Source organism: Nitrosococcus halophilus Nc 4, from assembly GCF_000024725.1.
GTDB lineage: Bacteria > Pseudomonadota > Gammaproteobacteria > Nitrosococcales > Nitrosococcaceae > Nitrosococcus > Nitrosococcus halophilus.
Genome location: NC_013960.1, coordinates 963,075 through 985,084, shown reverse-complemented (window position 1 = coordinate 985,084; position 22,010 = coordinate 963,075). Strand labels below are relative to the sequence as shown.

The 22,010-nt window shown below is 52.9% G+C and carries 34 protein-coding genes; 13 read left to right on the top strand and 21 right to left on the bottom strand.

What is annotated here, in order from left to right:
- Positions 1-91: 91 nt before the first annotated feature.
- Entirely contained in the window at positions 92-532 is a 441-nt protein-coding gene (locus NHAL_RS04880; protein WP_013032058.1) for a DUF29 domain-containing protein, read from the bottom strand.
- Between the two features lie 89 nt (positions 533-621).
- On the bottom strand, positions 622-1,683 hold the full coding sequence (locus NHAL_RS19655; RefSeq protein WP_013032057.1) for an ORF6N domain-containing protein: 1,062 nt from the start codon (positions 1,681-1,683) through the stop codon (positions 622-624).
- 287 nt (positions 1,684-1,970) lie between these two features.
- Here NHAL_RS19655 and NHAL_RS04870 point away from each other — a divergent pair, with 287 nt between their 5' ends.
- Positions 1,971-3,470: a hypothetical protein gene (locus tag NHAL_RS04870; RefSeq protein WP_013032056.1), complete on the top strand. Its 1,500-nt coding sequence runs from the start codon at positions 1,971-1,973 to the stop codon at positions 3,468-3,470.
- A gap of 24 nt (positions 3,471-3,494) precedes the next feature.
- Positions 3,495-4,370 (top strand): DNA adenine methylase, encoded by an 876-nt coding sequence (locus NHAL_RS04865; RefSeq protein WP_013032055.1) that lies wholly within the window; start codon positions 3,495-3,497, stop codon positions 4,368-4,370.
- A 191-nt stretch (positions 4,371-4,561) separates the two neighbouring features.
- On the opposite strand, the gene NHAL_RS04860 is transcribed toward NHAL_RS04865, so the two are convergent.
- The 17 genes from NHAL_RS04860 to NHAL_RS04790 form a co-directional block, all read right to left on the bottom strand.
- Entirely contained in the window at positions 4,562-4,921 is a 360-nt protein-coding gene (locus tag NHAL_RS04860; protein WP_013032054.1) for a hypothetical protein, read from the bottom strand.
- 62 nt (positions 4,922-4,983) lie between these two features.
- Entirely contained in the window at positions 4,984-5,529 is a 546-nt protein-coding gene (locus tag NHAL_RS19650) for a GNAT family N-acetyltransferase (protein ID WP_013032053.1), read from the bottom strand.
- Between the two features lie 28 nt (positions 5,530-5,557).
- A complete protein-coding gene (locus NHAL_RS04850; protein WP_013032052.1) occupies positions 5,558-5,743 on the bottom strand; it encodes a hypothetical protein in 186 nt (61 codons plus the stop codon).
- Positions 5,744-6,032: 289 nt separating this feature from the next.
- On the bottom strand, positions 6,033-6,320 hold the full coding sequence (locus NHAL_RS04845; protein WP_013032051.1) for a Mor transcription activator family protein: 288 nt from the start codon (positions 6,318-6,320) through the stop codon (positions 6,033-6,035).
- A gap of 30 nt (positions 6,321-6,350) precedes the next feature.
- Positions 6,351-6,659, bottom strand: coding sequence for a DUF6378 domain-containing protein (locus NHAL_RS04840; protein ID WP_157862482.1), 309 nt, complete (start codon positions 6,657-6,659; stop codon positions 6,351-6,353).
- Positions 6,641-8,599 (bottom strand): phage terminase large subunit family protein, encoded by a 1,959-nt coding sequence (locus NHAL_RS04835; protein ID WP_013032049.1) that lies wholly within the window; start codon positions 8,597-8,599, stop codon positions 6,641-6,643. The genes NHAL_RS04840 and NHAL_RS04835 overlap by 19 nt, the downstream gene beginning before the upstream one ends.
- Position 8,600: 1 nt before the next feature.
- Positions 8,601-9,551, bottom strand: coding sequence for a BRO-N domain-containing protein (locus NHAL_RS19645; RefSeq protein WP_013032048.1), 951 nt, complete (start codon positions 9,549-9,551; stop codon positions 8,601-8,603).
- 108 nt (positions 9,552-9,659) lie between these two features.
- On the bottom strand, positions 9,660-10,721 hold the full coding sequence (locus NHAL_RS19640; protein WP_049780581.1) for a BRO-N domain-containing protein: 1,062 nt from the start codon (positions 10,719-10,721) through the stop codon (positions 9,660-9,662).
- On the bottom strand, positions 10,722-11,261 hold the full coding sequence (locus NHAL_RS04820) for a hypothetical protein (RefSeq protein ID WP_157862481.1): 540 nt from the start codon (positions 11,259-11,261) through the stop codon (positions 10,722-10,724).
- 142 nt (positions 11,262-11,403) lie between these two features.
- The gene (locus tag NHAL_RS04815; RefSeq protein ID WP_013032045.1) at positions 11,404-11,601 is read right to left on the bottom strand and encodes a hypothetical protein; all 198 of its coding nucleotides are present in this window, start codon (positions 11,599-11,601) and stop codon (positions 11,404-11,406) included.
- A gap of 321 nt (positions 11,602-11,922) precedes the next feature.
- Entirely contained in the window at positions 11,923-14,355 is a 2,433-nt protein-coding gene (locus NHAL_RS04810) for a DUF5906 domain-containing protein (RefSeq protein WP_013032043.1), read from the bottom strand.
- A gap of 175 nt (positions 14,356-14,530) precedes the next feature.
- On the bottom strand, positions 14,531-14,656 hold the full coding sequence (locus NHAL_RS22210) for a hypothetical protein (protein ID WP_013032042.1): 126 nt from the start codon (positions 14,654-14,656) through the stop codon (positions 14,531-14,533).
- Positions 14,657-14,658: 2 nt separating this feature from the next.
- The gene (locus NHAL_RS20930; RefSeq protein WP_013032041.1) at positions 14,659-14,826 is read right to left on the bottom strand and encodes a hypothetical protein; all 168 of its coding nucleotides are present in this window, start codon (positions 14,824-14,826) and stop codon (positions 14,659-14,661) included.
- A gap of 3 nt (positions 14,827-14,829) precedes the next feature.
- Entirely contained in the window at positions 14,830-15,177 is a 348-nt protein-coding gene (locus tag NHAL_RS04805) for a hypothetical protein (RefSeq protein WP_013032040.1), read from the bottom strand.
- A 109-nt stretch (positions 15,178-15,286) separates the two neighbouring features.
- Positions 15,287-15,559, bottom strand: a complete 273-nt coding sequence (locus NHAL_RS04800) for a hypothetical protein (protein ID WP_013032039.1) — start codon at positions 15,557-15,559, stop codon at positions 15,287-15,289.
- Positions 15,556-15,753 carry a hypothetical protein gene (locus NHAL_RS04795; RefSeq protein WP_013032038.1) on the bottom strand — a complete coding sequence of 66 codons (198 nt, stop codon included), beginning with the start codon at positions 15,751-15,753 and terminating at the stop codon, positions 15,556-15,558. The genes NHAL_RS04800 and NHAL_RS04795 overlap by 4 nt, the downstream gene beginning before the upstream one ends.
- The gene (locus NHAL_RS04790) at positions 15,750-15,968 is read right to left on the bottom strand and encodes a transcriptional regulator (RefSeq protein ID WP_013032037.1); all 219 of its coding nucleotides are present in this window, start codon (positions 15,966-15,968) and stop codon (positions 15,750-15,752) included. The genes NHAL_RS04795 and NHAL_RS04790 overlap by 4 nt, the downstream gene beginning before the upstream one ends.
- Position 15,969: 1 nt before the next feature.
- On the opposite strand from NHAL_RS04790, the gene NHAL_RS04785 reads away from it, so the two are divergent.
- Positions 15,970-16,659 carry a helix-turn-helix domain-containing protein gene (locus NHAL_RS04785; protein ID WP_041354648.1) on the top strand — a complete coding sequence of 230 codons (690 nt, stop codon included), beginning with the start codon at positions 15,970-15,972 and terminating at the stop codon, positions 16,657-16,659.
- Positions 16,660-17,065: 406 nt separating this feature from the next.
- Here NHAL_RS04785 and NHAL_RS22320 read toward each other — a convergent pair whose 3' ends face one another.
- Both NHAL_RS22320 and NHAL_RS04770 read right to left on the bottom strand, forming a co-directional pair.
- Positions 17,066-17,392, bottom strand: coding sequence for a BrnA antitoxin family protein (locus NHAL_RS22320; protein ID WP_013032034.1), 327 nt, complete (start codon positions 17,390-17,392; stop codon positions 17,066-17,068).
- On the bottom strand, positions 17,364-17,651 hold the full coding sequence (locus NHAL_RS04770; protein WP_013032033.1) for a BrnT family toxin: 288 nt from the start codon (positions 17,649-17,651) through the stop codon (positions 17,364-17,366). Before NHAL_RS04770 ends, NHAL_RS22320 begins: the two co-directional genes overlap by 29 nt.
- 292 nt (positions 17,652-17,943) lie before the next feature.
- Between NHAL_RS04770 and NHAL_RS20925 the strand changes: the two genes are divergently transcribed.
- From NHAL_RS20925 to NHAL_RS04725, 10 genes are all read left to right on the top strand, one after another.
- The gene (locus NHAL_RS20925) at positions 17,944-18,105 is read left to right on the top strand and encodes a hypothetical protein (RefSeq protein WP_157862480.1); all 162 of its coding nucleotides are present in this window, start codon (positions 17,944-17,946) and stop codon (positions 18,103-18,105) included.
- Positions 18,102-18,497 (top strand): hypothetical protein, encoded by a 396-nt coding sequence (locus tag NHAL_RS04765; protein WP_013032031.1) that lies wholly within the window; start codon positions 18,102-18,104, stop codon positions 18,495-18,497. Before NHAL_RS20925 ends, NHAL_RS04765 begins: the two co-directional genes overlap by 4 nt.
- A 76-nt stretch (positions 18,498-18,573) precedes the next feature.
- Entirely contained in the window at positions 18,574-18,792 is a 219-nt protein-coding gene (locus NHAL_RS04760) for a hypothetical protein (protein WP_013032030.1), read from the top strand.
- Positions 18,789-19,406: a hypothetical protein gene (locus NHAL_RS04755; protein ID WP_013032029.1), complete on the top strand. Its 618-nt coding sequence runs from the start codon at positions 18,789-18,791 to the stop codon at positions 19,404-19,406. The genes NHAL_RS04760 and NHAL_RS04755 overlap by 4 nt, the downstream gene beginning before the upstream one ends.
- Positions 19,403-20,098: a primase-helicase family protein gene (locus NHAL_RS04750; protein WP_013032028.1), complete on the top strand. Its 696-nt coding sequence runs from the start codon at positions 19,403-19,405 to the stop codon at positions 20,096-20,098. The genes NHAL_RS04755 and NHAL_RS04750 overlap by 4 nt, the downstream gene beginning before the upstream one ends.
- Positions 20,099-20,111: 13 nt before the next feature.
- Complete coding sequence (locus tag NHAL_RS04745; RefSeq protein WP_013032027.1) at positions 20,112-20,420, top strand: DUF4326 domain-containing protein; 309 nt, start codon at positions 20,112-20,114, stop codon at positions 20,418-20,420.
- Positions 20,417-20,602: a hypothetical protein gene (locus NHAL_RS04740; protein WP_013032026.1), complete on the top strand. Its 186-nt coding sequence runs from the start codon at positions 20,417-20,419 to the stop codon at positions 20,600-20,602. The genes NHAL_RS04745 and NHAL_RS04740 overlap by 4 nt, the downstream gene beginning before the upstream one ends.
- Positions 20,599-20,805 carry a hypothetical protein gene (locus NHAL_RS04735; protein WP_013032025.1) on the top strand — a complete coding sequence of 69 codons (207 nt, stop codon included), beginning with the start codon at positions 20,599-20,601 and terminating at the stop codon, positions 20,803-20,805. The genes NHAL_RS04740 and NHAL_RS04735 overlap by 4 nt, the downstream gene beginning before the upstream one ends.
- Before the next feature lie 14 nt (positions 20,806-20,819).
- A complete protein-coding gene (locus NHAL_RS04730; RefSeq protein ID WP_013032024.1) occupies positions 20,820-21,164 on the top strand; it encodes a hypothetical protein in 345 nt (114 codons plus the stop codon).
- A gap of 3 nt (positions 21,165-21,167) precedes the next feature.
- Entirely contained in the window at positions 21,168-21,989 is an 822-nt protein-coding gene (locus tag NHAL_RS04725; RefSeq protein ID WP_013032023.1) for a YfdQ family protein, read from the top strand.
- The last annotated feature ends 21 nt before the right edge of the window (positions 21,990-22,010 follow it).

Genomic DNA, 22,010 nt, shown 5'->3' with positions numbered 1-22,010 from the left:
AAATTATCCGCCGAATGGGTTTATGAGATGATTTGTCAAGCAAGCGGCCCCGCCACCGAAGCAGCGGGGCCGTTAGTGCCGCAAGTGCGCTTTAGTCTGGAAGATACTCCATGTCCTGCACCTGCTCCCAGGTCCAGCCCGTTTCCTCGAAGGTGGCGGGGAAGGTGGATTTTTCTAGGTTTGTTTCCCTTGCCGCCACGATGACCGCGATAGGATACGAGTCTTCCTCGCCCAATTCGGGCAGACGTGGCCGCAAACTCGGACTTTTCTTCAAACGTCTCGCAATTCGCTGTCTCTGCTCTTCAATGGTCAGGCGCCAGCTTCGGCTCCTACGCTCCGGCTGGTATCGCCACTTAAGCAAATGAGCCAGTAGCACCACAAGTCTATTCTCTAGCTCGTTGCGCTCACCGGCCCCCATATCTTCAATCTCCTCGATCAAGTCCTCCATATTGACCTCATTCCATTTGCCCTGACGCAGCTTCTCAATAGTCTCTTGAGTCCAGGCATAATAGTCTTGGGTAGGATTCGGCATAAACCCTCCAATCAGTTTTTACGCATTACACAAGTATAACGGTTATATTAGCCCCGCCACCTTGGCGGCGGGGCCGGAGTGGAGGGCTTCTAGTTATCCTCGGCTTGGCGCAACAGTTTCTCGCGCATGGCCAACCAATCCGGGCGGGGCGGCACGGTCTGCTTCAGCTCCGCCTTCCATTGCTTGGCCAGATGAGGAGTCCAGGGCGTGCCCGCGCCGATAATCTCCCGACAAAGAAAGCGCCGCTCCTTTGCCCTAAATTCAAAAAAAGCGCTGAGATCTTGTTTCAGCCGCTCCAGCTCCGCCAGCGCCAAGGGGAGTTGGTCGGGATGCATGTCCTCGATGCGGCGTAGATGAAGCATGACTCGAAGCCGGTTACAGACCCACTGCCTGCCCGTTTCGTCGCTGCATTCGTCCCAGAGACCCGTAAGGGCGTGTTTAATCGCCTGATCCAATTCGAGGCGCTGGGCCGGAGAAAGGTAACATTCGGGATCAGGGTAAGGGGCGTCATCCTTGCCGATGTACTCCCCTTCCAGGACGACCCGCTCCAGGATTTCGCCCACCAGGGTCATGGCCTTGGGGATTTGCTCCAGGGTGAGAGCTTCCACGCTGTCCACGCCCATTTTCAGGTTGATGATGCTGTGGGCGTCTTCATGGGTCAGGGGCCTACCCTTGGCGTTGGAGACGCTGACCAGACGGCGCACGGCTTTGATGAGGGGTTCGCGTTGTTCTTTGGTGGCGTAGGGAAGGTGGGGTGGTTCCTGCTCAGTGTTAAGGTTGTCTCGGCCAATGGCCTTGAAGTACCCGTTCACTAATTGCCGCTGGACTTTCCAAGCTAGATCGTCCGTGAAACTCTTAACTAAAAGCAGGTAGCCTGATTCGGTGAGGAGGATGATTCCTTTCGGTGGGATTCCCAATGTACGAATTTCGTCCAATGTCCGTTTTTCGGGCATTGGGGTTTTCCGGGTAACGTGAAAATAATCCTCCCTTTCAATCAGCTTATCTTTGTTGGTGTTGAAGTTGCGGCGGGCTGTACCTTCAGGGCGCTCATGAACCTTGTCCATCATCGCTAGGGTGATGACTGGCGTGTTGTTAAAAACGATAGGGGAAAGCGGAGTGTTGTTAATGGTGATGGGCGCTATAGTGTTCATAGCAGTCTCCTGTGATTTCGTTCATTTGTTGCCCCCTGTGTAGGAGGCGGCCGGGCGCTTGAACACGGTCACAGGGCCGCCCGCAGATTTTCCCTTTCGGGTCTTGTATAGCTGCGCGCCACCCGGCCATAAGTACTCGATAATCTGTGGGCACAAAAAAACCGCAAGTCTGACGGGTGCGGTTAGCCGCCTGTGAGGTGTGTTCAGCACCTAAATTAACGGTAGCGGAAGGGGAGCGGGTTGTCAACTGCCTTGGAGGGTTAAGGACAAGAATAGGATGCCGATAGGTGACTATAGCTCGCTTAAGCAGTATTGAATATCACATAAAAAAGAGAGGCGATGTGGCGGTTGAAACCAAATCAGCTCAAGTAAAAGTAGGAAGTCTTCTGCTTGATCCGAAGAACACTAGAATTCCTTCCGATAGGCGTTCGGATAACCAGAGGCAGCTTCTACAAGAGCTACTTGCCCATGAAAACGTTAAAAGCCTAGCATCTTCTATAGCTAAGCTAGGATTATTTGCGAACGAACGCCTGGTAGTAGTCTCGAACGGACCGCGATTTACTGTTCTGGAAGGTAATCGACGCCTTGCAGCAATAAAATTGCTGTTGAAGCCTGAACTAGCCCCTACTGACACACAGGTCAACTACTTTCGCAAGCTGTCCTCCGAGACTGACCTATCAGAGCTAGAGAGAATTGATGTTGCAATTGTCCCAGATAGGCTGTCAGCAGTGCCTATAATCGCTGCACTGCATACTGGAGATGCCAAACGTAAGTGGTCTTCTCTTCAACAAGCTCGATTTTATTATGAGCTAGTTGAGGAAGGACTCACTCCGTTAGAAATTTCTGAAAGAATAGGTGTTTCATTGGCACAGGTTCGAAATTTTCTGCGTTCTGAGAAACTTCATCGAATTGCCTTATCGCTTGACCTGGATGCAGAAATCCGTCAAAAGATAGAAGATCCAAGGTTTCCATTAACCACCTTGGAACGGTTTATAGAGTCGCAGGTAGGAAGAAAGTTTCTTGGTATAGAACTCAATGATGAAAAAGGCTTTCGGGGAATTGTTCATCCAGATAGGTTTAAGGCAGTTCTTTCCCAAGTTGTGTCAGATGTAGCGACAACAAAAGGGATGACTCGGAAGATAAATGATGAATCCGGGTTCAAAGGTTATATTAAGGAGGTAGAGGAAAAACTTCCGAAAACGAATAAGCGGGGCTCTTTTGATCCAGATGAATTTTTGGGAAGGAAAGATGACTTTATTGTACCTGATGCTGGGACAAAAAGATCTGCCGCGCAGAGGAAGTACTCTCCGAAGCCGTCTCCTTCAGTTGTGCCTCGTGGGTTTGTATGTAGATCTAGAAATAGCAAGATCAGCACGCTCTTCAAGGAGATAAAATCTTTTAAGATCATAGAACAAAGAAATTCCACTGGAGTGATGCTCCGAGTTTTAATTGATATAGCATTGTGGGAGTATATAAAGAAAGAGGGTCATGCGAAAGCAGTTTGCAATCATTTTGATAAAAATGGAAAGCAGCGCACTCGTAATCCAGACTGGACACCCCGATTAAGGGATATGATCAGCTATGCGGTCGATAAGCGCATTTTCCCTGGAATGACGGCTGATGGTTATAAATCTGTTAGATCGCTGGCATCTAGGGATACTTTGTATTTTATTACCATTGATGGCTTTAATGAGTTTACACATAATCCTTATGTTACTCCGACGGAAGGAGATTTAAGAGTACTTTGGCAACGAGCGGAACCAATGTTAGAAATCATATTAAATTAATAAGAATAATTCTTAAGAACAGATATGGCAGAACATTATAGTCCATTGCGCTATCCTGGTGGAAAGGCTGCTCTTTCCTCTTTTTTGATTGAAGTTATGAGAAGCAATGAATTAATTGAGCCTCATTATATAGAGCCATATGCTGGTGGTGGGGGCGCAGCACTTCGCTTGCTTTTTGAAGGATATGTTGAGTCAATAACGATAAACGATGCGGATCCTAGAATCTCATCTTTTTGGCGAGCTGTGACTGAATACAATGATCATTTTATTAGCCTTATTTATGATGCAGAGTTGAGTGTTAGAGAGTGGCGGCGACAAAGAAAAATATACGAAGCTTGTGATTGCAAAGATAAACTTAGCCTTGGATTCGCAACGTTTTACTTAAACAGAACAACTCGTTCCGGAATTATCCATAATGGCGGGCCAATTGGGGGCTACAAGCAATCAGGAGACTACAAGATTGATGCCAGGTTTAATCGTGATACACTCGCGCGAAGAATTAGAAGAATAGGAATGTACTCTGAAAGGATTAATATTTATGAGAAAGATGGAATCGAGTTGTTAAAGGGTATCGGTAAGAGAGTGAGAGCGAGCGGAAGGCTATTCATTTACTTGGATCCTCCTTACTACGTTAAGGGGGCTAAACTGTACATGAATAGGTTTTCTCACGAGGATCATAGATTGCTTGCTCAATATCTAGAATTACAGGCGCAATTTCCATGGATCATGACGTATGATGATGTCGAATCTATCCGACACCTTTACTCAAGTATGAGGCAGAAGGAGTTTTACCTAAGTTATAGTGCTTACAAGCGTCGTAGAGGGAAAGAGATTCTTATTTATCCAGACACGCTCGAAATTTCTGATAAGGCAACTTCCGCTTTGCCTATGGCAGTTTAACAAGTGAAGGAAGCATCTATATTAAAAATGGGTTAAACGTCTAGGAATTAGGTCTTGTCTATTGCTAACTAAAAGCCAGCCCCCAAAGAAGCACTGAATAAGGCTAGACCCTTTACCTATGCAGAGTCCAAGGTGTGCCCGCGCCACTACACCCCAAACTGGTTGCAAGCAGGGAGCTGTCAACTCAAAAACTAAATCCCTGACCTAAGCAGCAAAAACAGCACGGCGGCCGTCAACGCCAGGTTAAAGCCCAGCATCCACTGGAGCAGCCGTTGCACCCCTTTAGATTTTTCGAACTCCACATCCACACGATTAAAGCGCTGATCCACCTCATTGAAGCGGTGATCGACCTCATTAAACCGGCGGTCCATTTCCCGCGTTATCTCATTGAAGCGCTGATCCACTTCGTTGAAACGGCGGTCCATCTCCCGCTCCAAATCATGGAACCTGTCGCCATAGCCGGTAAGCGCCTCCGCCGCGCTTCGGGCGCTTTCCTCGCTGACCCCCGCTTCCTTGAAAGCCGTGTACACCTCTTGGACAATGACCGTCATCACAAAACCACCTCGCAAACCCCTTAAAGGATTAGAGTTGCCGAAAGGGTAAAGGTTGTCAATTAAATACTGCTTTTAACCTTATGCAAATCGATATACATGACCGGGGAGGGGCTACTACGATTACCCGATGTATCCAGTATCGTAAACCCGGACCGCTCATAAAACTTAACGGCAGAAGGCTTTGAGTCAACCACCAGAAAGCGGCAACCGGTATGGGGCATTATATTTTCAGTCACATGCGCTATGCACCAGTCAATCATGCCTCTACCATATCCCGCCCCTTGAATGTCTTTATGTATGGCAAGGCGAGCTAACTTTATAGCAGGATAATTATATTTACTTGCCTGTGGGCACTCTTGGAGTTCAATGCAACCTTCATGGGAAATCTCGCTACAAACGAGCGTCAAATAGCCTTTGATACGTGGTTGGGGGATTGCTTCAACCAATACGAAAGTTTTTGAGATATTCTCTGAATGGTATACCTTCGCATCTTTCCGAAGAAACGCCTTTAGTGGAGCGGCTTCTTCTGAGCCAAGAGAAAAGCCCGAGGGTTTATCCTCGGGCTTTATAGGTCTAAGTATTAGTTCCGGTATATTATCTGACAATTCTTTATTCTAAATATTCTGCTGCCAGCTATTTTTTCCGTGGGGTTATTGTTGAATAACCCTTCTTGGAATATTCTTCTACAAGGAGTTTTCCTCGCTCATATCCTTCTTTTGCAGCTTTTTTAGGACGACCATAGGTTACTTGTCGCTCAAACTTTTCTGCATCCTCACCTGAGAGGTGGATTCCACCAAAAACCGTTGTTTTGACACTCATAACTTTTCACTCCCATTTCCCATCTCCTAATATCTCAATAGCTTAGAATAGGCAGCCTTCTATTGCTGGTTCATCCCCACACCCGTGGGTAACATGCAGCTACTATGCCACAATGCTATTTAAGTCACTTAAGCCTACAAATGTCAATTGGGCAAATATCGGGCCATTTTATGGCCCTATTACGGGCCTAAAATAGGCCCCAACTATCTATATATCGATCTCAAACCTATTTTCTGAGAGAGAAACAACGAAAAAGGTTCCATGTTGGCAGATACCTCTCAACGCCCGCCTACCCCAAAATCCGATAGAACTGGGCTTTAGAAATCCCATACCGGCCACACAGCTCGGCGGCATTACGGCCATTAAACTGTTCCAGAATGGCGGCATTGCGCTGCTGCCGGTCTAGCTTAGGCACGTACAGCTTGCTACCCCCCGCGAGGGTGAACAAATGCTCGGCGATCCGCTCAGCCAGGGGCAGGGCCACGTTCTCGTTCATGTCGAAGGCCTGACCGATGGCGGCGGTGAGGATGTTTCGCAGCTCCACGGCGGCGTCGTCTTGGGTGTTGTCGGTCCTCATGGGCTTTCCTGTGTTTGTTGGAATTGCCGATTAGTCTGAATGTTTTTCTTGCTCGCATTCCCCTGCCAGCGCCGCATAAGACGCCAAATCCACGTAGTCATCCCGATTAAAACTGCCTGCCCTTGACCTTGACATCTTGAGGCAGCACATGAACATCCAGCCTTCGGTCTCTGTCAAATCCTTGCCGGAATACGCGTTGAAAAGCGCGACCGCCCTGGCCATGCTGCGCTCCTGCTCGGTATCACGTTCAGCGGCGCGGTTGTCGATATTTTCAAAAGCCTCTTTCAGTATCCGTTGCGATTCGCTTTTCATTCGATGTCCTAAAGTTTGCTGTTCCAATCGGAGTTCCCCAGCGAAGGTGTCACCGGACGGGGCGCGGATCTTCTGGGCCGCTGGGTCGGCTGGGTTGGCGTGGGGTTCCTGCTCTCGACTTTGTTTTTACCCTGCTGGGCCTGGATGAGCCGCTGGTAGCGATCCCAGTCGGCGTGGGTGGCCCGGTGGAGACGAAGTTCCGGATGGTGGGCGGCGGCGAATGAATAAATTGTGGTATCAAGCGGTTCGTTCCTCACGTTGCGCTTCAGTTCAAAACGGTTTTTGGCCGGGTTGTAGGTCTCGGCGGTGAGGCCGGGGAAGAACTCCGGCGGCAGTTCGCTGGAGAAATGGCAAAGGCGTTGCTCCGGTTCCTTCTCGGTATCTCGGGACAGGCGGGCATAAAGCCAGTGTTTGGCGGCCACGGTGCCCACTTGGTAAATCATCACCCCTCGCTTGTCGTAGCGGCCCCGCCAATCCACGTCGGCCATGGTGGGCTTGCCCAGGATCGGGGCGGTGTTGGCGCTGGCCCCTTTGATGGCCATGGGGCGGGCGATGCGCCGGTCCCGGACGTAGGACTTGACCGCTTCGGTGCGGTGGCCGCCCATGTCGATGGCGGTGGCCAGCACCTGAAGAAGCGCGCCGTTTTCGTGTTGGAGGGGCCGGTTGAGCAGATCGGTCAGAGCGGTCCAGACGCCCTCCTCCGCCGGATCGCCGTAGAGGACGGCGTAATCCAGCACCCAGAAGCGCATTTTGCGGCCCCAGCCGATGATGACCGCTTCCAGGCGGTTGTCTTGGGTGTCCACCCCGGCGGTGACCGCCAGGACGCCCTCGGGGGCCGTGCGCAGGGGGTAGGGTTGGGCCCGCTCGGCGATGGCGTTGTGACGGAGCAGGCGGGTGGTGGGATCTTCCCAGGTTTCGGCCAGGCGGTCGTTGACGAAGGTTTTGAGCCGGGCGGGATCGTCCTGGACTTCCAGCCAGTTCTGGGCCAGTTGCTTCCAGTTGGGGCCGAGGCCCACGGGATAGTAGAGGCAATTGGCGGTATAGCCCCGCCGCCAGTGGCCGGGATTTTCTGGGACCCAACGGGCGTTGGCCAGCATTTGGGGCTTGTGGCTTTCGTCGATGAGCGCGCCACAGTCCCGGCAGACGTAGGCGACGCTGATAATCTTTTTCTTGGTCTCGTCGATGAGCCATTGCAGACCCTTCCACTCCAGGGGCTGCTGGTGGCCGCAGTGGGGGCACGGCACGTAGGGGCGGCGCTGGTCGCTGTCTTGGTATTTTTCGTCAATCCGGGAGAGCCCTAAAATGGTCGGCGTGCCGATGTAAAGTTGCTTGGCGACGGAGATAAAGGCGGAGACCCGCCCTTCCAGGAGGGCGACGGGATCGTCGCCGCCCTTGAGATTGGCGGCGAATTCGTCCAGCTCGTCGACGATGAGCAGCTTGACGCTGGTGGACTTGAGCCGGGCGGGGCTGCCGGCGTGTTCCAGGTAGAGCTGGCCGCCGGCGAATTCCTTGAATTCCCGGCGATTGGCCCCGTCCCGACTGGCGGTGCTGGTGAGCACGTCCTGCAGGACGGTGGTGGACTCCAGCATGGGATTGAGCTTTTGCACGATCCATTTGTTCATGGAGACTTCCGCCGGCAGGGCGACCATGATGGGGCCGGGCCGTTCGGTCATGGCGTAGCCGAGGACGTTTTGGGCCACGCTCGATTTGCCGAACTGGATGGGGAATTTGAGCACGACTTCCTGAACCGGCGAGCGGGCCGAGAAGCAGTCCATGGGCTCGCGCAGCAGCCCGTTCCGCGAGGTCCGCCAGCGTCCCGGCTCGGCGCTTTCCTTGGTGGACAGCACCCGGTGGCCGTCCGCCCATTGGGAGACGCTGATTTTGCGCCGGGGGGCAATGCCCCGGGCGAAGGCTGAGTAGAGGGGTGAAGCGTCAAGTTTTCCTTGACGGTTGGCGGATGGAGTCATGTTAGGCGTTGACCCATTGGTGGCGTAGGCTATCCATGACGGACAGGGCTTGCTCCGACCAATAGCTATACCATTTCGAAATCCCGGAATGGGGCACGTCTATTCCAGGAAGGACGAAGACCCTTTGCTGATTGCCATATTCTCCGGTTTCCAGATCCATCATCTTTGCGCGCACCCGGCGCGCCAGCCCGTAGCCGACCATGGCCGCGTTCAAGGCGCGTTGCGATTCCGGCCAGCGCTGGGAGGATTTGCACCAGTCCCGGTAGAACTCGAACAGGTCCTGGGATCTCATCGGGTATTCGTGGAGCGACGAGAATTCCCCCTGGGTCAAGGCCCGAACGAATTGGAAGGCGCTGCTGTGCTCGCTCCAATCCGGGCCTTGAACGTCGTCTCCCGTGACACAGCCGGTTTTCTCTAGGATGTCGATGCCGGTCTGGCGAACGACTTCCAGGTTGGCCCGCTTCAAAGCCGTCGGCGTCGGCAAGCCCGCCGCGCGGCCCGCGCGCAGCATGGCCCGGAAGACCCGATCCGCCGCGACTAGTTTGTCGGCCTCGTGGGCGGGAACGCGGGGTCCGCTCGGTTCAGCGCCGAGCATGGCGTAGTGGCCGGTTTTGCGGAGGGTGGGCAGAAGTTCGGAAGTGACCCAGCGTCTGAAACGTCTTGCTTCTGGTTTTCTGCTGGCGAATATTAGGTTGTATACCCCAGATTCATTTACCACGTTAAAAAACTGCGCACCACCACGTTTACCAGAATGGCTCTCGGTATTAATTTTTTGACCCTCAGTATTACTGAGGGTCATTTTTTCATCATCGTCCAAACGCTTCATGGCTTCAGATGGATTTCCAATTTCCAGTACATCACACAAATCCTTGGCGACAAACCAAGGCTCGCCATCAATCATCACCACACGGATATCATGTCCATCAAAATTGAAAGGAATTAAGTCGTTCATTTTTTTCTACCTTTTTCCCCAGCAACTATGGTCATAACGACCTCAGTTGAACTTAACTTTGTAGATTCGCGTGAAGTGGGGTAGCTATTCACTACTCCATTTCCTAATCTAATCCTGATTCAGCAGTTTCTTGCGCATTTCCAGCCAATCCGGGCGGGGCGGGACGGTTTGCTTCAACTCCGCCATCAATTGCTTAGTCAGGTGAGGCGTCCAAGGCGTGCCCGCGCCGATGATCTCTCGGCAAAGAAAGCGCCGCTCCTTTGCCCGGTACTCAAAAAAAGCGCTGAGGTCCTCCTTCAGCCGCTCCAGCTCCGCGAACGCCAAGGGCAGTTGGTCGGGATGCATGTCCTCGATGCGGCGAAGATGAAGCATGACTCGAAGCCGATTACAGGCCCACTGCCTGCCCGTTTCGTCGCTGCATTCGTCCCAAAGACCTGTAAGGGCGTGTTTGATCGCTTGATCCAATTCAAGGCGTTGGGCGGAAGAGAGGCGGGGTTCGGGTTCAAAGTCGTGGGCGTCGTATCGGCCCGTTTTGCGGATGGCCGGGAGGACTTCTTCAAAGACCCAGTCTTGAAACTGGCGGGCTTCTTTTTTGTTGCTGCGGAAAATGACCCGGTAGAGGTTGGGTTCGGAGATAAACCATGTTTCTTGGTTTCTTCCTAGCGAATCGGTGACGTGAATTTTATTCACCCCATCCTCATTTAGCTGGGTAGAAACGACCTTTGTTGGCTGCTTAATCTCCAATACGTCGCACACATCACGCAGGCAGAACCAGGGTTCTCCCTCGAGGACGATGACGCGGACGGGATAGGATTGTTGGAACTGAAAAACGGCAGGCGCAGTGGTGCCTTGAGTGATAGGTGTCATGATGGACTCCTTGCGGTTAGTTTTGGAGCCATCACCCCCTGTCAATAGGGTGACGGGCCATAACGGGTTGACAGACCGGCCCACAAGGACACCGGCAGACCCGAAGGTCTCCCGAAATGGCCCGCCATAGATAATCTTGCGGGCATAAAAAAACGCACCCAACGGATGTTGGCGGCGCGTTTGCGCCTCATGGTCTTTCGGGCTGTCAATCCCGGCCACGGATTTTGCCGCGGCAGGGTCAATATAGGCCCGAGCGGGCGCGACTGTCAAATGCAGGGAGGGGTTGGTTAATAACATACCCATCTACTGCCCCCCATCCCTAGCCAGCTTCTCAAACGCCCGTGACAAATCCCCCAGGGCGTGTTCGACTTCCTCCATCACCACTGCCCTCCCCTCGGCTTCATCCGGGGCGGCCTGAACCCGGCCGGCGATGTTTTCGGCCATTTGTTCGAGCTTGGCGCGGAAGGTGGTGGTGGCGTTGAGAATGACTTCCCGCACCAGGTCGATTTCCACCAGTTGACCGATGGCCTTTTCGTATTCCAGCCGGGCCATTTCGGCGTTGAAGTGTTCGCGCTTGGCCCGGGCGGCTTGGTAGCCCACAGGGGCGTCGCTGGTGTCCTCTAGGTCGTCTTGCCCTTCCCTATCGGAGTCATCGCCTGAAAACGACGCCTGGACGGTCTGGGGCGGTCTTTCCACCGCGGCCTTGGCCGCCATCCCCTCCCGAATGGCCTGGGCTTCCGGGGTCGGGATGCCGCTGGCCGGCTTGGGGGTGATTTTGGAGGGGTCTCGGGTCTCTTCAATCCGCTCCAGGGAGGCGCGGAAGAGGACCTTGCGCCCGTCCATCACCAGCCGGCCGTTGCGCTTGAGCTGGGAGGCGTAGCTTGGCCGGAAACCGGCCCGCCGGGCGAATTCGGTGAGGGTGAGTTTTTCTTCGGTCATCATGGGTATGGTGATTTCTTGATTGCCGTCAGGGAGTCACTATTTGTTACCCCTTTGTCATCGCCAAAAAGTCTCGGCAGGGCGCACATATGCCCCCCACCAGTCGAGGGGAGTATTCGCCACAGGTCTCGCAATCGCCGGGCTTGCCGGGGGGTATCGCCGCGGCGGCCCGCCGGATGGCCTGGAGGCTGGCTTCTCGTTCTCTGGTTTCCCAATCGCTGGCTTTATCTGCCGTATCGGCCATGATTTTTCCTCTTTTTTCTAAATAGTTGGGTTTATTGATCAGTAGCGGGAACAGTAGTAGGGTTTTTTTGGTCAAAATTATTTAAAAATCAATACAGTAGTAGGAATAGTGGGAATAGAGGGGTCTTACGCGCGGGAGAAATTTATATCGGTTAATACCGGAAGAAATTTTTCTTTTCTCACGCGCCCGCGCACGTAGAGCCCCACTATTCCTACTACTTTTAATAAGTTTCTGATTGTGCTGAATATTTCCATCAAAAAACCCTGCTACTGTTCCTGCTGCGAACCCTACTATTCCTACTACTTTGTTATAAAGTTTCATTTATTTGACGACACGGAATGGTCTGGACTCCTTCCAATCGGAAATCAAGTACCGGACCTTCTCCACACATCGGCCATACCAAACGGCCTCGCTCTCATCGGGGGGCTTATCAACCGCGTCCCTGAAGATCAAAAAAGTCCTTTGATTGCTGCGCCCAGCGGGAGTCATGATCTGCTTGCGAAGCTTTTGGGCGCCGTGCTTGCGTATCAGGATGTCATTGAACCGCCTTTGGCTGGCCGGGGATCGGTGTCCCCGGAGGGAGCACCAGGACCGGTAGAGGTCGAACAGGTCGTCGGACAGCACCGGCCATTGATGAAGGTCGCCGAACTCCCCGTCTGCAAGATCGTGGTAGAACTCGGTGCAGGTATCCATGGACAGCTCGATGAGTTCCTGCTTGGCCTCGGTGTGGGGCGGCCGGGTGTGTTCGTTGAAGCCGGTGAGATCCAGATTGAGCAGATAGTGATGGAGCGCCTCGACGCCGCCGTCGCGGATTTCCGCCGCCACTTCGTCATAGACTGCCTTGGGGAGCTTTTCCGGGGTCCAGATGATGCAATGGCGGCGGTCGTCTTCCTCGAGGACCACGGGCATGCGCTCGTTCGAGAGGAACACCATGTTGACATGGTTGCGTTCCTCGTACGCGCCGATGTTTTTGGGATTGATGCGAATCCATTCTCCCGTAATGAGCCCCTTGAGTTTGTTTTTGATGTGGAAGAGTTCGGAGCGGGCGATCACTTCGTCGGCGATGAGAAAGAGCTTTTTCGAGGCCCAGTCGTTGAATTTATCTTCCACCGCCGACTGGTCGATGATGCGGCCGTAGCGGCCGTAAATTTGCATGATGCACTCGAAAAATAGGTTTTTGCCGGTGCCCTGGGGACCGTGGATAACCAGGGCCGTTCGCATTTTTGCGCCTGGGTTTTGAATGGGATAGGCCAGCCATTTCAGCACCCAATCAAGCAGCGCCTGAGAGTTCTGGTTTTCCCGGCCACACATGTACTCGAGGAGCTCCAGAAGAGACTGGCAATTGCCCGCTTTCGGCTCTGTCGGCCAACCCTCCCAAAGATTGCATTTGATTTGCGTGTCTCGGCCCGCCGGGTCAAATCCTACTTCGTCCACCCGCACGATTTTGCGATCTGGATGCTCCATCCAGGCCCGGTAGAGTTCCCGGCGGATGCACAGATCCCGAACGTCGGACATGGCCACAAGCATATGTTCCCGGTGATCGAAGGCCGTGCCCCCATGGCCATAAACCATGGAAAACCGGTCTAGGAGTTCGTCCAAACCTTGAACGGGAACCAGAGTCCCCTCTTCCCCCGGCGATTCGTCGCCGCTGCGCGCGGGCCCGGCAATGCGTTGCCGCCATTTGCGTGACTCGATGATTTCCTCGATTTGCCGGCGAACAGACTGGAGGCCTTCGGCCAGGTGGAGATCGTTGAAGTCGGTGGTTTTCTTGCCGCGTTTTTCGAAGGCCTGCCAGCGGCCTTCTTGGTCTTCAAAACGAGGGACCGCCACCGCGCCGTCAATCGCCAGGGCGGTGGCGTAGGCGGCATCGACACCGGCGTTTTTCTTCCCATGGGGCTCGCCGCAATGGGGGCAGTCGTCGCCGTCCGAAACTTTGACCGGCAGCTTGCACTCCCGGCATTTCTGGAAATTGTCGTCATCCGCGGCGATGAGCCATTTGACGGTTTTGTAGCGCTTGGCCAGCGCCAGGGCGACCGGCTGGAGGTTGTGGGCATCGAAGGCGACGAAGACCGGCAAGCCGGTGGCTTCATAGATCGATGCGCCGGTGGCGTAGCCCTCGACGATGACCCCCACGCCATTGGGCACCCCGCCGACCTGAAAAAAATGGCCTTGCTTCTGTAACCCAGGGGGCCAGTATTCTTTGTCTCGCTGGAATTTGTCGATCCGCTTGGCGTGGGCCTGGCGGCTGAGAATGAACTGCAAGCCATGAATCCGCCCGGCAATATCCATCATCGGGATCACCAGGGCGCCGCTCGGCGTGAACCGCACACCGTGGGCTTGGATGCCTTTGCGGCTCAGGTAATCCTGGGTGCCGCTCTGGTCGGTGGGCAAACACTTGGCCCACATTTTCTGGGCTCGCAGTGCGGCCCGTTCGGCTTCCCGTCGGCGTGCCGCTTCCGCCTTTTTCCGATCCGCCCGGATCCGTTCCGCCAACGCTTTTTGCTGCTGCTCAGAAATCTCGGAGCGCTCGATCTGGATCTTCTGGGCGTTGTTATCATTCCCCCGCCAAATCCCAAAGGAGCCCACAATCAACGGTCCGGAATCTCCGGATATTTCATGCAGGATGTACCAGCCCCGCTTCTCTCGATCCCCTTCCACCTTGCAGCGTTTGAACCGCCCGGAGGTATCCAGGTGCCGGATGATTAATCCGGCGTCGCGCAATTGCGCCAGGACGCTATCGTAATTCTGTAGCATATTGATTATTGATTTTGAGCCGTGCTATTTACCCAAAAACCGAGCCTCTTAGTACCCTTGCTCAGGCCCGTCAGGAGGACCCATTGACCGGTTTTTTCTGAACCGTGTTTCAACTGATGCAGGCGCAGCCGGTTAGGATTCCCCAGGGGGAAAGGGTTACAGTGGGCCGGTTGGATTATTCGTCGCGCCATAATTTCCAAAGCATCACGCCAAGCCCAACCAAGACGATAACGGTGATCGCTTTTATGCCCCACAGCTCTAGCTGTTCAAAAATCGCTTCTTGTATTCCGATATTGCCCACGTTTAATCCTCTTGTTTCGCTTCATCGATCAGGTAGGCGCGCCGTTGAATTCTTCGCCTCATCAGTTTCCTAGCCTCTCTCTCAGCTTCTTCTCTGGATAACCCTCCCTCGTATTCCATGATTGCGGCCCGCTCCTCGAAAAACTCTTTGTCGTCTTCGGTGATCTCCATGGCTTAAAAAATCAGCTTGAAAACGGCTATCCAACACAAGACGCAGCCCAGAAGCAGCGCCAATAAAATTCGTTTTCCCTCTCGGTCCCTTGCTGCTTGTACGGGCCGACGACAGTCCTGGGTCTCTTCCAGGCGCTTGTCCCAGCCGTCGGCAAACTCCCGGCGTGCGAGATCGTTGAGGTTGGGTCCTAAGGCGTAGGAAGCCTCCCATCCTGCGGGGGGTTCAGCACTGGCCGGGATTTCCTCTCGCCACATCCCTTCCTGCCATTGCTTGCAGGTGGTGTAGCCCACATGGCGCATAAAGTCGTTGCCGTAGATCGACGGGTTAGCGGGGCGATGTTCCGCTAGCATGGGTAACCCTCCAAAAAAACGGGCCGGATCAGGAAACTCCCGGCCCAAACGGTCCCGGTGATACGCCTCGGCATTGCCGCCCCGAGGTTATGGCGGTGCTGTAATCTGTTCATCCCAAGGCCTTCCTTGCCAAAATACGTATGGCTTCGTATTCCTCCCTGGGCACGCTGACCCTATCCCCTTCTCTTTCGATAACCTCGTAGCCGATGGCGTGGAGAAAGGGCACCACTTTGCCCAAGGTCAGCCCCGATTGACCGGAAACGATCCGGTTGACTTGGCTGTCGCTCAAGCCCGTGCGCTCCGAGATGACGTTTTGCCGAGTCATGGCGATCCGCCGCAGCAAATCCGCCTCGGTTAAAAATCCCGCGCGATCCCCTGTCATCCCCCCCAACCATGCGCTTTAATCCGTGCATGTGACTTACCAGGAGAATCCGATGGCTTTCTTTCAAATTGCCCGCACTGCCGCTCAATGTCCCAGGCATAGCCCCGCTCGCCTTTGGCCAGGCATTCCACGGAAATTCCGCCATGGACGAACCAAGGCTTGGCATGGAGGCAATGTTGGCAGGAGACAGTCATGCGGCGGCGCTTTCTTTTTCTCCGAAGATGTCGGGCCTGAGTTCATAACGAGTGACACGGCGTTTGGTGGCCTGCTCGATTGCGATGGCCCGCCCTGGAGGGACTCTCCCTTTTTTAACCCATTGATTCACAGCCTGGAGGGTGACTCCAACTTCACGCGCTAAGGCCGCCTGGCTTCCGAGGATTTCAATAGAAATATCAAGTGGAGTTTTCATAATGCCATTTAATAAAGCACAACTTTATCAAAAGGTCAATCCCAGTTTGCTTGGAGAAAATGTATACAACCTGAATAATCAAGTTATGCTTGATGACAAAGATGTAGCCAAACGACTCCGCCAGGCGATGGACGAGACCGGCGTCTCGAATGCCAAGCTTGCGACTAATCTTGATATGTCTTTGCAAGCAATAGGTGGGTGGCTGAAAACAGGAAAAATTGCTAGAGATAGACTTCCAGGTATTAGGGCAGCGTTAGGCATATCAATTGATTGGCTACTGACCGGCCAAGGATCTATGAGGCTTTCAGATACTGAATCGCTGTTAACCCCTCAACAGAGAGAGGTCCTGAACCTTTTCGAAAGCCTAACGGATAGGCAACAAAAGGATTTTCTGGAGTCTATGCGGGAGGCGAAGCGAAAGAACGAGGAACTCTACTTCGAGCTAAAAAGCAAATACGAACAGGATCAAAGGCTAACGAAAAAGAAATCCTCTAAACCCAATGCCTCCCAGGAACGCCGTAGCGGTAAGGAGCGCCGGCGGAATGTCCAAGAAGTGGATTTCGAGCGCAGGAGTGGATTAGATCGAAGAAAAGATAAAGGCGTGATCCTAGGCCCCGGTGAATCTATAGAAGATTTTTTTAGGGACGAGATAAAAAAAAGAGATGATGGAGACGATGGCCCCACAAAGTAATCATATCTCTGCGGGGACAGTAGACACTTTAAAAAAACTCCTAGAAGATGCACAAAAAGGGCAGCTTATAGGAGTTGCTTTTGTGGGAGTTATGAGAGGGCGACGGGTTACTAAAGGCTGGTCTGGATATGCCGGGCAAGACCCTCACTTTGCTTTGGGCGCTCTCCGGCAACTTGACCATGAATTAATCATGTACGCCAAGAGAGAGCACCAGTAAGGGGTATGCCCCCCTGCTAGGGAGCGTGGGTATTTATAAATTAGGGAGGTATTTGGTGACCAATAAGAAACCACAAAGCGGCGGTAAAGCACCATCCAAAAAAGATAGTGGCTCTGCTAGAATAAATCATCATCTCCCTAAAAAAGGGAATGTCAAAGGAGCATCAGTTAGGCCAGGCCCAATAACCCGTTACCGCCGTTCCTCGCGTGCTTTCATATACGCCTTCAGCACCGCGTTGATGCGCGTCTGGTAACCCTTCCCTTGGGCTTTAAACCACTCCAGCACCTCGGCATCCAGGCGTAGCGTCACAATTTCCTTGGGGCGGCGGATAACTTCGGCGTGCGCCATCATCTCTTCAGTGATTTCCGGGGAATCCTCATCAATGGCGATATCCTCGTCGCGCATCTTCTTCACTCGATCCCAGTCGGTCCGATCTTCCCCGCGCGCGATCATCTCTTTGATTTCCTCTTCGGTATACCTCACTACATCAGGTTCCTCTGGATAGGGCCGTTTCATAAAACATTACCTCTCTGCGATTGGCTTTGCGGAAGGAGATGAGGCGCACCACCTTCGGCCTGCGCTGTACGTAGACCACGACATAAACTCTATTATTCAAGCAGCCATAGGCAATAAGCCGCTCCTCGCCGTAGTCCTTGCGGTTATCACGTACTACAAGAAGCTCTGCACTCTCCAGAACTTCGATGGCGCTCAGGAAATCTAGGCCATGCTTTTCCAAATTAGCCGCGCGCTTCTTCTCATCCCACTCGTAGTTCATTTTTATAGTGTATTTACAATGTATAAATACTTCAAGGCGGCAACCACTTTCTACCTCCCCTAATCCCCCAATTCCTCTTTTCTTTTCCGACACGGAAGTCGGTGAACACACAACTACTACAGTTTTATCAAACGTAATCCACCATTTTATTTACTAGTAAAGTAATACTTGACTAAAAATATAAAGTCATGCTTTACTTTCTCCATCGGCCCACAAATACCCCCACAAGGGACATTGAGGGCACCCACTAAAGGCAGCTGCCCGGCGGTAGCGTGCTTAAAAAAGGAGAACGATGATGGATAGAGAAGACGTGTCTTTAACGCTGTGGTTCCTGTTCACAGCAATCATGGTATTTGCAGCAGTCGATTTTGGTTCCGACTGCTACTTCTGGTTTGTGGATTTGATCGCAGGACGCGGGTTAAGCGAATGGATGTGGGAGGAATTCGCCAAATGACAAACAACGAACACATACAGCAATTCCTCTCCGAGGGAATCACGGAAGCCAGGAAGAGAAACTTCCATCTCCTGGAAGATTCCTACTGCGCCGTTCACCTGGCCAAGAAATGCGCCGAGTTGCAAGCACAGCAGTCCCGCCTAGCGCCCTACCACGAAGCCCGTAATCTCCAGCAATGGATGTGGGAAAAGCCCGTCCTAGCACGCGATGCGCTAGCCCATCTGCATATCGAGCAGCTCGCCGAACTGGCTGCCAATCCCACTCTTTTTGGTTATTACATCTTGGGCCAATTGCACGAGATCATGACGGATAACGAAGAACCGGACCAAAAGGTGGAAGACCTTCACGATCCGGTGAATGGCTATCGTTTGGATGAGCTGGGGGTGGGATGAAAAACTGCCCTTTTTGTGGAGAAGCGGAAAGATCCTGGGATACCAGGGTATCGGCACAACAATTGGAGACTGAACAATGATCACCCATATCACTATGCGCACCCTCCCCTCGAGAAGAGTGCTGACCACCTGCACGGGAGCAGAATCATTTGTCCGGCTGGATGATTTTAGCCAGTGGCCAGATACCGCACTTAACCGCATCGCCAGGGACATCATCAAGGCCAGCCAAACAAATGCCAACGTGGTTAAGTTCCCCCGCTACCGGCGGCAATTCAAAGGAGAAATTAAAGCGTGAAAAAGTTTTTATTTTGGCTCAGCGGCTACCTGCCTGCGCGCCTCATCGGCGGCACGGGCAAGGGCGATCATTTTTTGGAGCGGTACTTCATTTGCCGTGTGTTCGGCGTTGAGCTTTACCTTCACCGTTTCGTAGGACCGTCCGAACAAGGGCGGCTTCATAATCATCCCTGGGAATGGCATATATCGCTTCCGCTGACCCGGGGGTTGGTGGAAGACTGCCTGAACCTGCCCTGGTTAGCTCCATCCGCAGTAAATTCCAACGCCAGCGTGAAATGTTTCAACTTTTATATAGGTCCTGGCTATCTCGTGAAAAGGATCTCTCTCAAACCGTTCCGGTTTCGCCGTGTTGGGAATGCTCGCGGCCTATTTCATCGCCACGAGGTGAACGGCGGTGAGGCCTGGACCTTATTCGCTTGCGGGAGAAGGCAACCGGGGCAGGTTTGGGGATTCCTTAGTCCTGTGCGCTCAGGCGTCTCCATGGAGGATGAAGATATCGCTCCGCTGATGTGGAACTACACCGCCGCCGATGAAAAGCAACCAGAGTGGTGGAGGGAAGCCGTGCCTGGCCGTGTCCAATTGTCTCGGAAAAAAATTGCTGGAGGAAACCAATGAACACTAATAAAAAACTCGAATCATGGATAAATGAGCCAATCACAGATTGGCCAACGCAGCCGAAAGCGGGCAACTGCCAGTCTCTTCTTAAACTGCTCGATCATCTATGCAGCCGTGAGAATCATAGTAGCGATGAACTGCTCGACTGGGTGCTCAAGTGGCTGGCCTATCCCATTCAAAACCCAGGCGCAAAAATGCGAACGGCCCTGGTTATCCACGGTCCCCAGGGCACCGGCAAAAACCTATTTTTCGAGTGCATCATGCAGATTTACGGCCGCTACGGCCGCATCATCGACCAGTCGGCCGTGGAGGACAAATTCAACGACTGGGCCTCGAAAAAGCTTTTTATTATTGTCGACGAAGTGGTTAACCGATCCGACTCCTATATTGAAAACAAGCTCAAAGAGATCGTTACCAACGAGTGGATCCTCATCAATTCCAAAGGTGTCGACGCTTACGAGGAGCGCAACCACGTCAATATGGTGTTCTTCTCCAACGAACGCATGCCCGTGGTCCTCGAGGAAGACGACCGCCGCCATTGCATCATCTGGACCCCGGAAAAACTCCCCAAGGCAGTCTATGACGACGTGGCGGCGGAAATCCGCGACGGCGGCGTCGAGGCGCTCCATCACTATCTGCTCAATCTGGATCTCACAGGCTTCGGTGAATACACCGAACCGCCCCATGTCTGAGCCAAGTAAGTCAATGACCATCCGAGTGCTTAACAAACGCCACGGCGGCCAGGGTGTCTATATCGGACGCCCTTCGCCGCTGGGAAACCCGTTTGTCATTGGCCGAGACGGAAACCGGGATGAAGTCATCGCTAAATATCAAGCCTTGCTGGAGGTCACTTTAGAGGGAAGAAGCCAGGCAAGAACCGAGTTCAACCGTCTGGTGAAAATATATCGCGAGACCGGAGAACTCAACCTAGTGTGCTGGTGTGCCCCGCGGGCTTGCCATGGCGATGTGATTAAGGAGCAAATTCTGAACCGGATCGTGGAGGTGAAGCGGTGAGCATCAAGAAAAAAGTCCCAGCCGCTATCAGAAAAATGGAAGCCACCATCAAGGCCCTTGATGACCTGGAGAACGAACTCGACAAAAGGGAGATCGACGCACCCGGGATTATTCAGCTAAAGCGAGACCTCACCGAGTTTTGCGAGTACCTTGAAAACGCCCAGTGGTGGAGGAAAGCATGATGGAAGTTTACCTGGACTGTATTCGCCCCATCCGGAAAGGCACCGATTTAGAAATCGCGGCTCATGCCCTCGCCTTCATTGCCAACGATCTGCGCCAGGGCCGGATAGACGAAGCGACCCAGACGGCTACGGTGGCCCTGGAGGCCATCGACTTCGACAAAGTCATCATAGGAATGCAGTTAAACGAAAAACCCACTTTTTAACCACAGGAGAAAACATGAGACCTGATCTATTCGCGTACACCATCAACCAACTACGTTATGGCGCCGCTGCCCAGGAACTCAGCGAGAGATTAAACGAGTGTGTCCAGGGAGCGAGGGACACGGGCAAGCAAGCCAAACTGACGCTAACCCTGACCGTCAAACCCATCGGGCAGAACAGCGGGCAATATGAAATCCGAGAGCAAATCAAAGCCCAAGTCCCGGAGCTGGACAAAGGAATGACGCTCATGTTCGGCACCCCGGAAGGGAATCTCCAGAGAGAAGATCCGCGACAAGTGAAAATGGATTTAAAAAGCGTCAGTGACAACAAGCCTCAGCAACTCAAAAAAGTGGAGAAATAATCAGTGACCGAAACAAATCTTGAATCGATACCGAGTGATTTTCAGGCAGCCTTTGAGGCAGGGAGGGAGTCTAAACCAGAAATCATAAAAGTGGGCGAATGCCCCATCGCTATTATTCCATCAAATCATCATATTGAAGAATTAAGTAATTTGATGGAAAGACCAACCAAGACAGTCTCATCGTTTCGGTCATCAAACCCGGATTCATTTATCGCCTATATAAAAAAATACCGGTTGGAAAACACCGCTGTATTCTGTGACATAGAAGAAGGTTCCATTCGTGGAATCATTGATTACCATGGCCCATCAACGGCCGATTGGTGTAATCATAGGGCATTCCTGAAATGCAAGAAAACACCTGAATTCTTAAGCTGGGAAGGCGACAGCGAGAAGGTAATGTCCCAAACCGAATTCGCTGAATTCATCGAAGATCACCTACAAGATATCGTTGAGCCTATAGGCGCCCAAATGCTGGAAATTTGCACCACACTCAGGTGTAAAACCAAAGTTGAGTTCAATCAGGCCACCCGCCTGCAGGATGGCAATACCCAGTTCCTTTACTCGGAGGAGTCCGAAGCCGGAGCCGGTCAAAGAGGGGAGCTTCGCATTCCCGAAAGCATCAAGCTTGGGATCCAGGTCATCGAGGGCGGCGAGCATTATGAGCTGGAAGCAAAATTCCGGTATCGAATCGTCAGCGGGTCCTTAAAAATGTGGTACAAGCTCATGCGCCCGGAGCGGGCCTATCGTGATGCCGTCAATGATGTGTACGAGTATATTCGGGATGAGCTGGGGAAAGAGGTCCTTGTTTTGCTCGGTAGTCCGTAAATTCAAAACGCCCGGGGTAGC

What these genes read in the sequence shown, in the direction of transcription:
- NHAL_RS04880 (WP_013032058.1), bottom strand. Translation starts at nt 532, where the DNA reads ATGCCGAATCCTACCCAAGACTATTATGCCTGGACTCAAGAGACTATT.
- NHAL_RS19655 (WP_013032057.1), bottom strand. Translation starts at nt 1,683, where the DNA reads ATGAACACTATAGCGCCCATCACCATTAACAACACTCCGCTTTCCCCT.
- NHAL_RS04865 (WP_013032055.1), top strand. Translation starts at nt 3,495, where the DNA reads ATGGCAGAACATTATAGTCCATTGCGCTATCCTGGTGGAAAGGCTGCT.
- NHAL_RS04860 (WP_013032054.1), bottom strand. Translation starts at nt 4,921, where the DNA reads ATGACGGTCATTGTCCAAGAGGTGTACACGGCTTTCAAGGAAGCGGGG.
- NHAL_RS04850 (WP_013032052.1), bottom strand. Translation starts at nt 5,743, where the DNA reads ATGAGTGTCAAAACAACGGTTTTTGGTGGAATCCACCTCTCAGGTGAG.
- NHAL_RS04845 (WP_013032051.1), bottom strand. Translation starts at nt 6,320, where the DNA reads ATGAGGACCGACAACACCCAAGACGACGCCGCCGTGGAGCTGCGAAAC.
- NHAL_RS04835 (WP_013032049.1), bottom strand. Translation starts at nt 8,599, where the DNA reads ATGACTCCATCCGCCAACCGTCAAGGAAAACTTGACGCTTCACCCCTC.
- NHAL_RS19645 (WP_013032048.1), bottom strand. Translation starts at nt 9,551, where the DNA reads ATGAACGACTTAATTCCTTTCAATTTTGATGGACATGATATCCGTGTG.
- NHAL_RS19640 (WP_049780581.1), bottom strand. Translation starts at nt 10,721, where the DNA reads ATGGGTATGTTATTAACCAACCCCTCCCTGCATTTGACAGTCGCGCCC.
- NHAL_RS04820 (WP_157862481.1), bottom strand. Translation starts at nt 11,261, where the DNA reads ATGGACGGGCGCAAGGTCCTCTTCCGCGCCTCCCTGGAGCGGATTGAA.
- NHAL_RS04815 (WP_013032045.1), bottom strand. Translation starts at nt 11,601, where the DNA reads ATGGCCGATACGGCAGATAAAGCCAGCGATTGGGAAACCAGAGAACGA.
- NHAL_RS04810 (WP_013032043.1), bottom strand. Translation starts at nt 14,355, where the DNA reads ATGCTACAGAATTACGATAGCGTCCTGGCGCAATTGCGCGACGCCGGA.
- NHAL_RS20930 (WP_013032041.1), bottom strand. Translation starts at nt 14,826, where the DNA reads ATGGAGATCACCGAAGACGACAAAGAGTTTTTCGAGGAGCGGGCCGCA.
- NHAL_RS04805 (WP_013032040.1), bottom strand. Translation starts at nt 15,177, where the DNA reads ATGCTAGCGGAACATCGCCCCGCTAACCCGTCGATCTACGGCAACGAC.
- NHAL_RS04800 (WP_013032039.1), bottom strand. Translation starts at nt 15,559, where the DNA reads ATGACAGGGGATCGCGCGGGATTTTTAACCGAGGCGGATTTGCTGCGG.
- NHAL_RS04795 (WP_013032038.1), bottom strand. Translation starts at nt 15,753, where the DNA reads ATGACTGTCTCCTGCCAACATTGCCTCCATGCCAAGCCTTGGTTCGTC.
- NHAL_RS04790 (WP_013032037.1), bottom strand. Translation starts at nt 15,968, where the DNA reads ATGAAAACTCCACTTGATATTTCTATTGAAATCCTCGGAAGCCAGGCG.
- NHAL_RS04785 (WP_041354648.1), top strand. Translation starts at nt 15,970, where the DNA reads ATGCCATTTAATAAAGCACAACTTTATCAAAAGGTCAATCCCAGTTTG.
- NHAL_RS22320 (WP_013032034.1), bottom strand. Translation starts at nt 17,392, where the DNA reads ATGAAACGGCCCTATCCAGAGGAACCTGATGTAGTGAGGTATACCGAA.
- NHAL_RS04770 (WP_013032033.1), bottom strand. Translation starts at nt 17,651, where the DNA reads ATGAACTACGAGTGGGATGAGAAGAAGCGCGCGGCTAATTTGGAAAAG.
- NHAL_RS20925 (WP_157862480.1), top strand. Translation starts at nt 17,944, where the DNA reads ATGATGGATAGAGAAGACGTGTCTTTAACGCTGTGGTTCCTGTTCACA.
- NHAL_RS04765 (WP_013032031.1), top strand. Translation starts at nt 18,102, where the DNA reads ATGACAAACAACGAACACATACAGCAATTCCTCTCCGAGGGAATCACG.
- NHAL_RS04760 (WP_013032030.1), top strand. Translation starts at nt 18,574, where the DNA reads ATGATCACCCATATCACTATGCGCACCCTCCCCTCGAGAAGAGTGCTG.
- NHAL_RS04750 (WP_013032028.1), top strand. Translation starts at nt 19,403, where the DNA reads ATGAACACTAATAAAAAACTCGAATCATGGATAAATGAGCCAATCACA.
- NHAL_RS04745 (WP_013032027.1), top strand. Translation starts at nt 20,112, where the DNA reads ATGACCATCCGAGTGCTTAACAAACGCCACGGCGGCCAGGGTGTCTAT.
- NHAL_RS04735 (WP_013032025.1), top strand. Translation starts at nt 20,599, where the DNA reads ATGATGGAAGTTTACCTGGACTGTATTCGCCCCATCCGGAAAGGCACC.
- NHAL_RS04730 (WP_013032024.1), top strand. Translation starts at nt 20,820, where the DNA reads ATGAGACCTGATCTATTCGCGTACACCATCAACCAACTACGTTATGGC.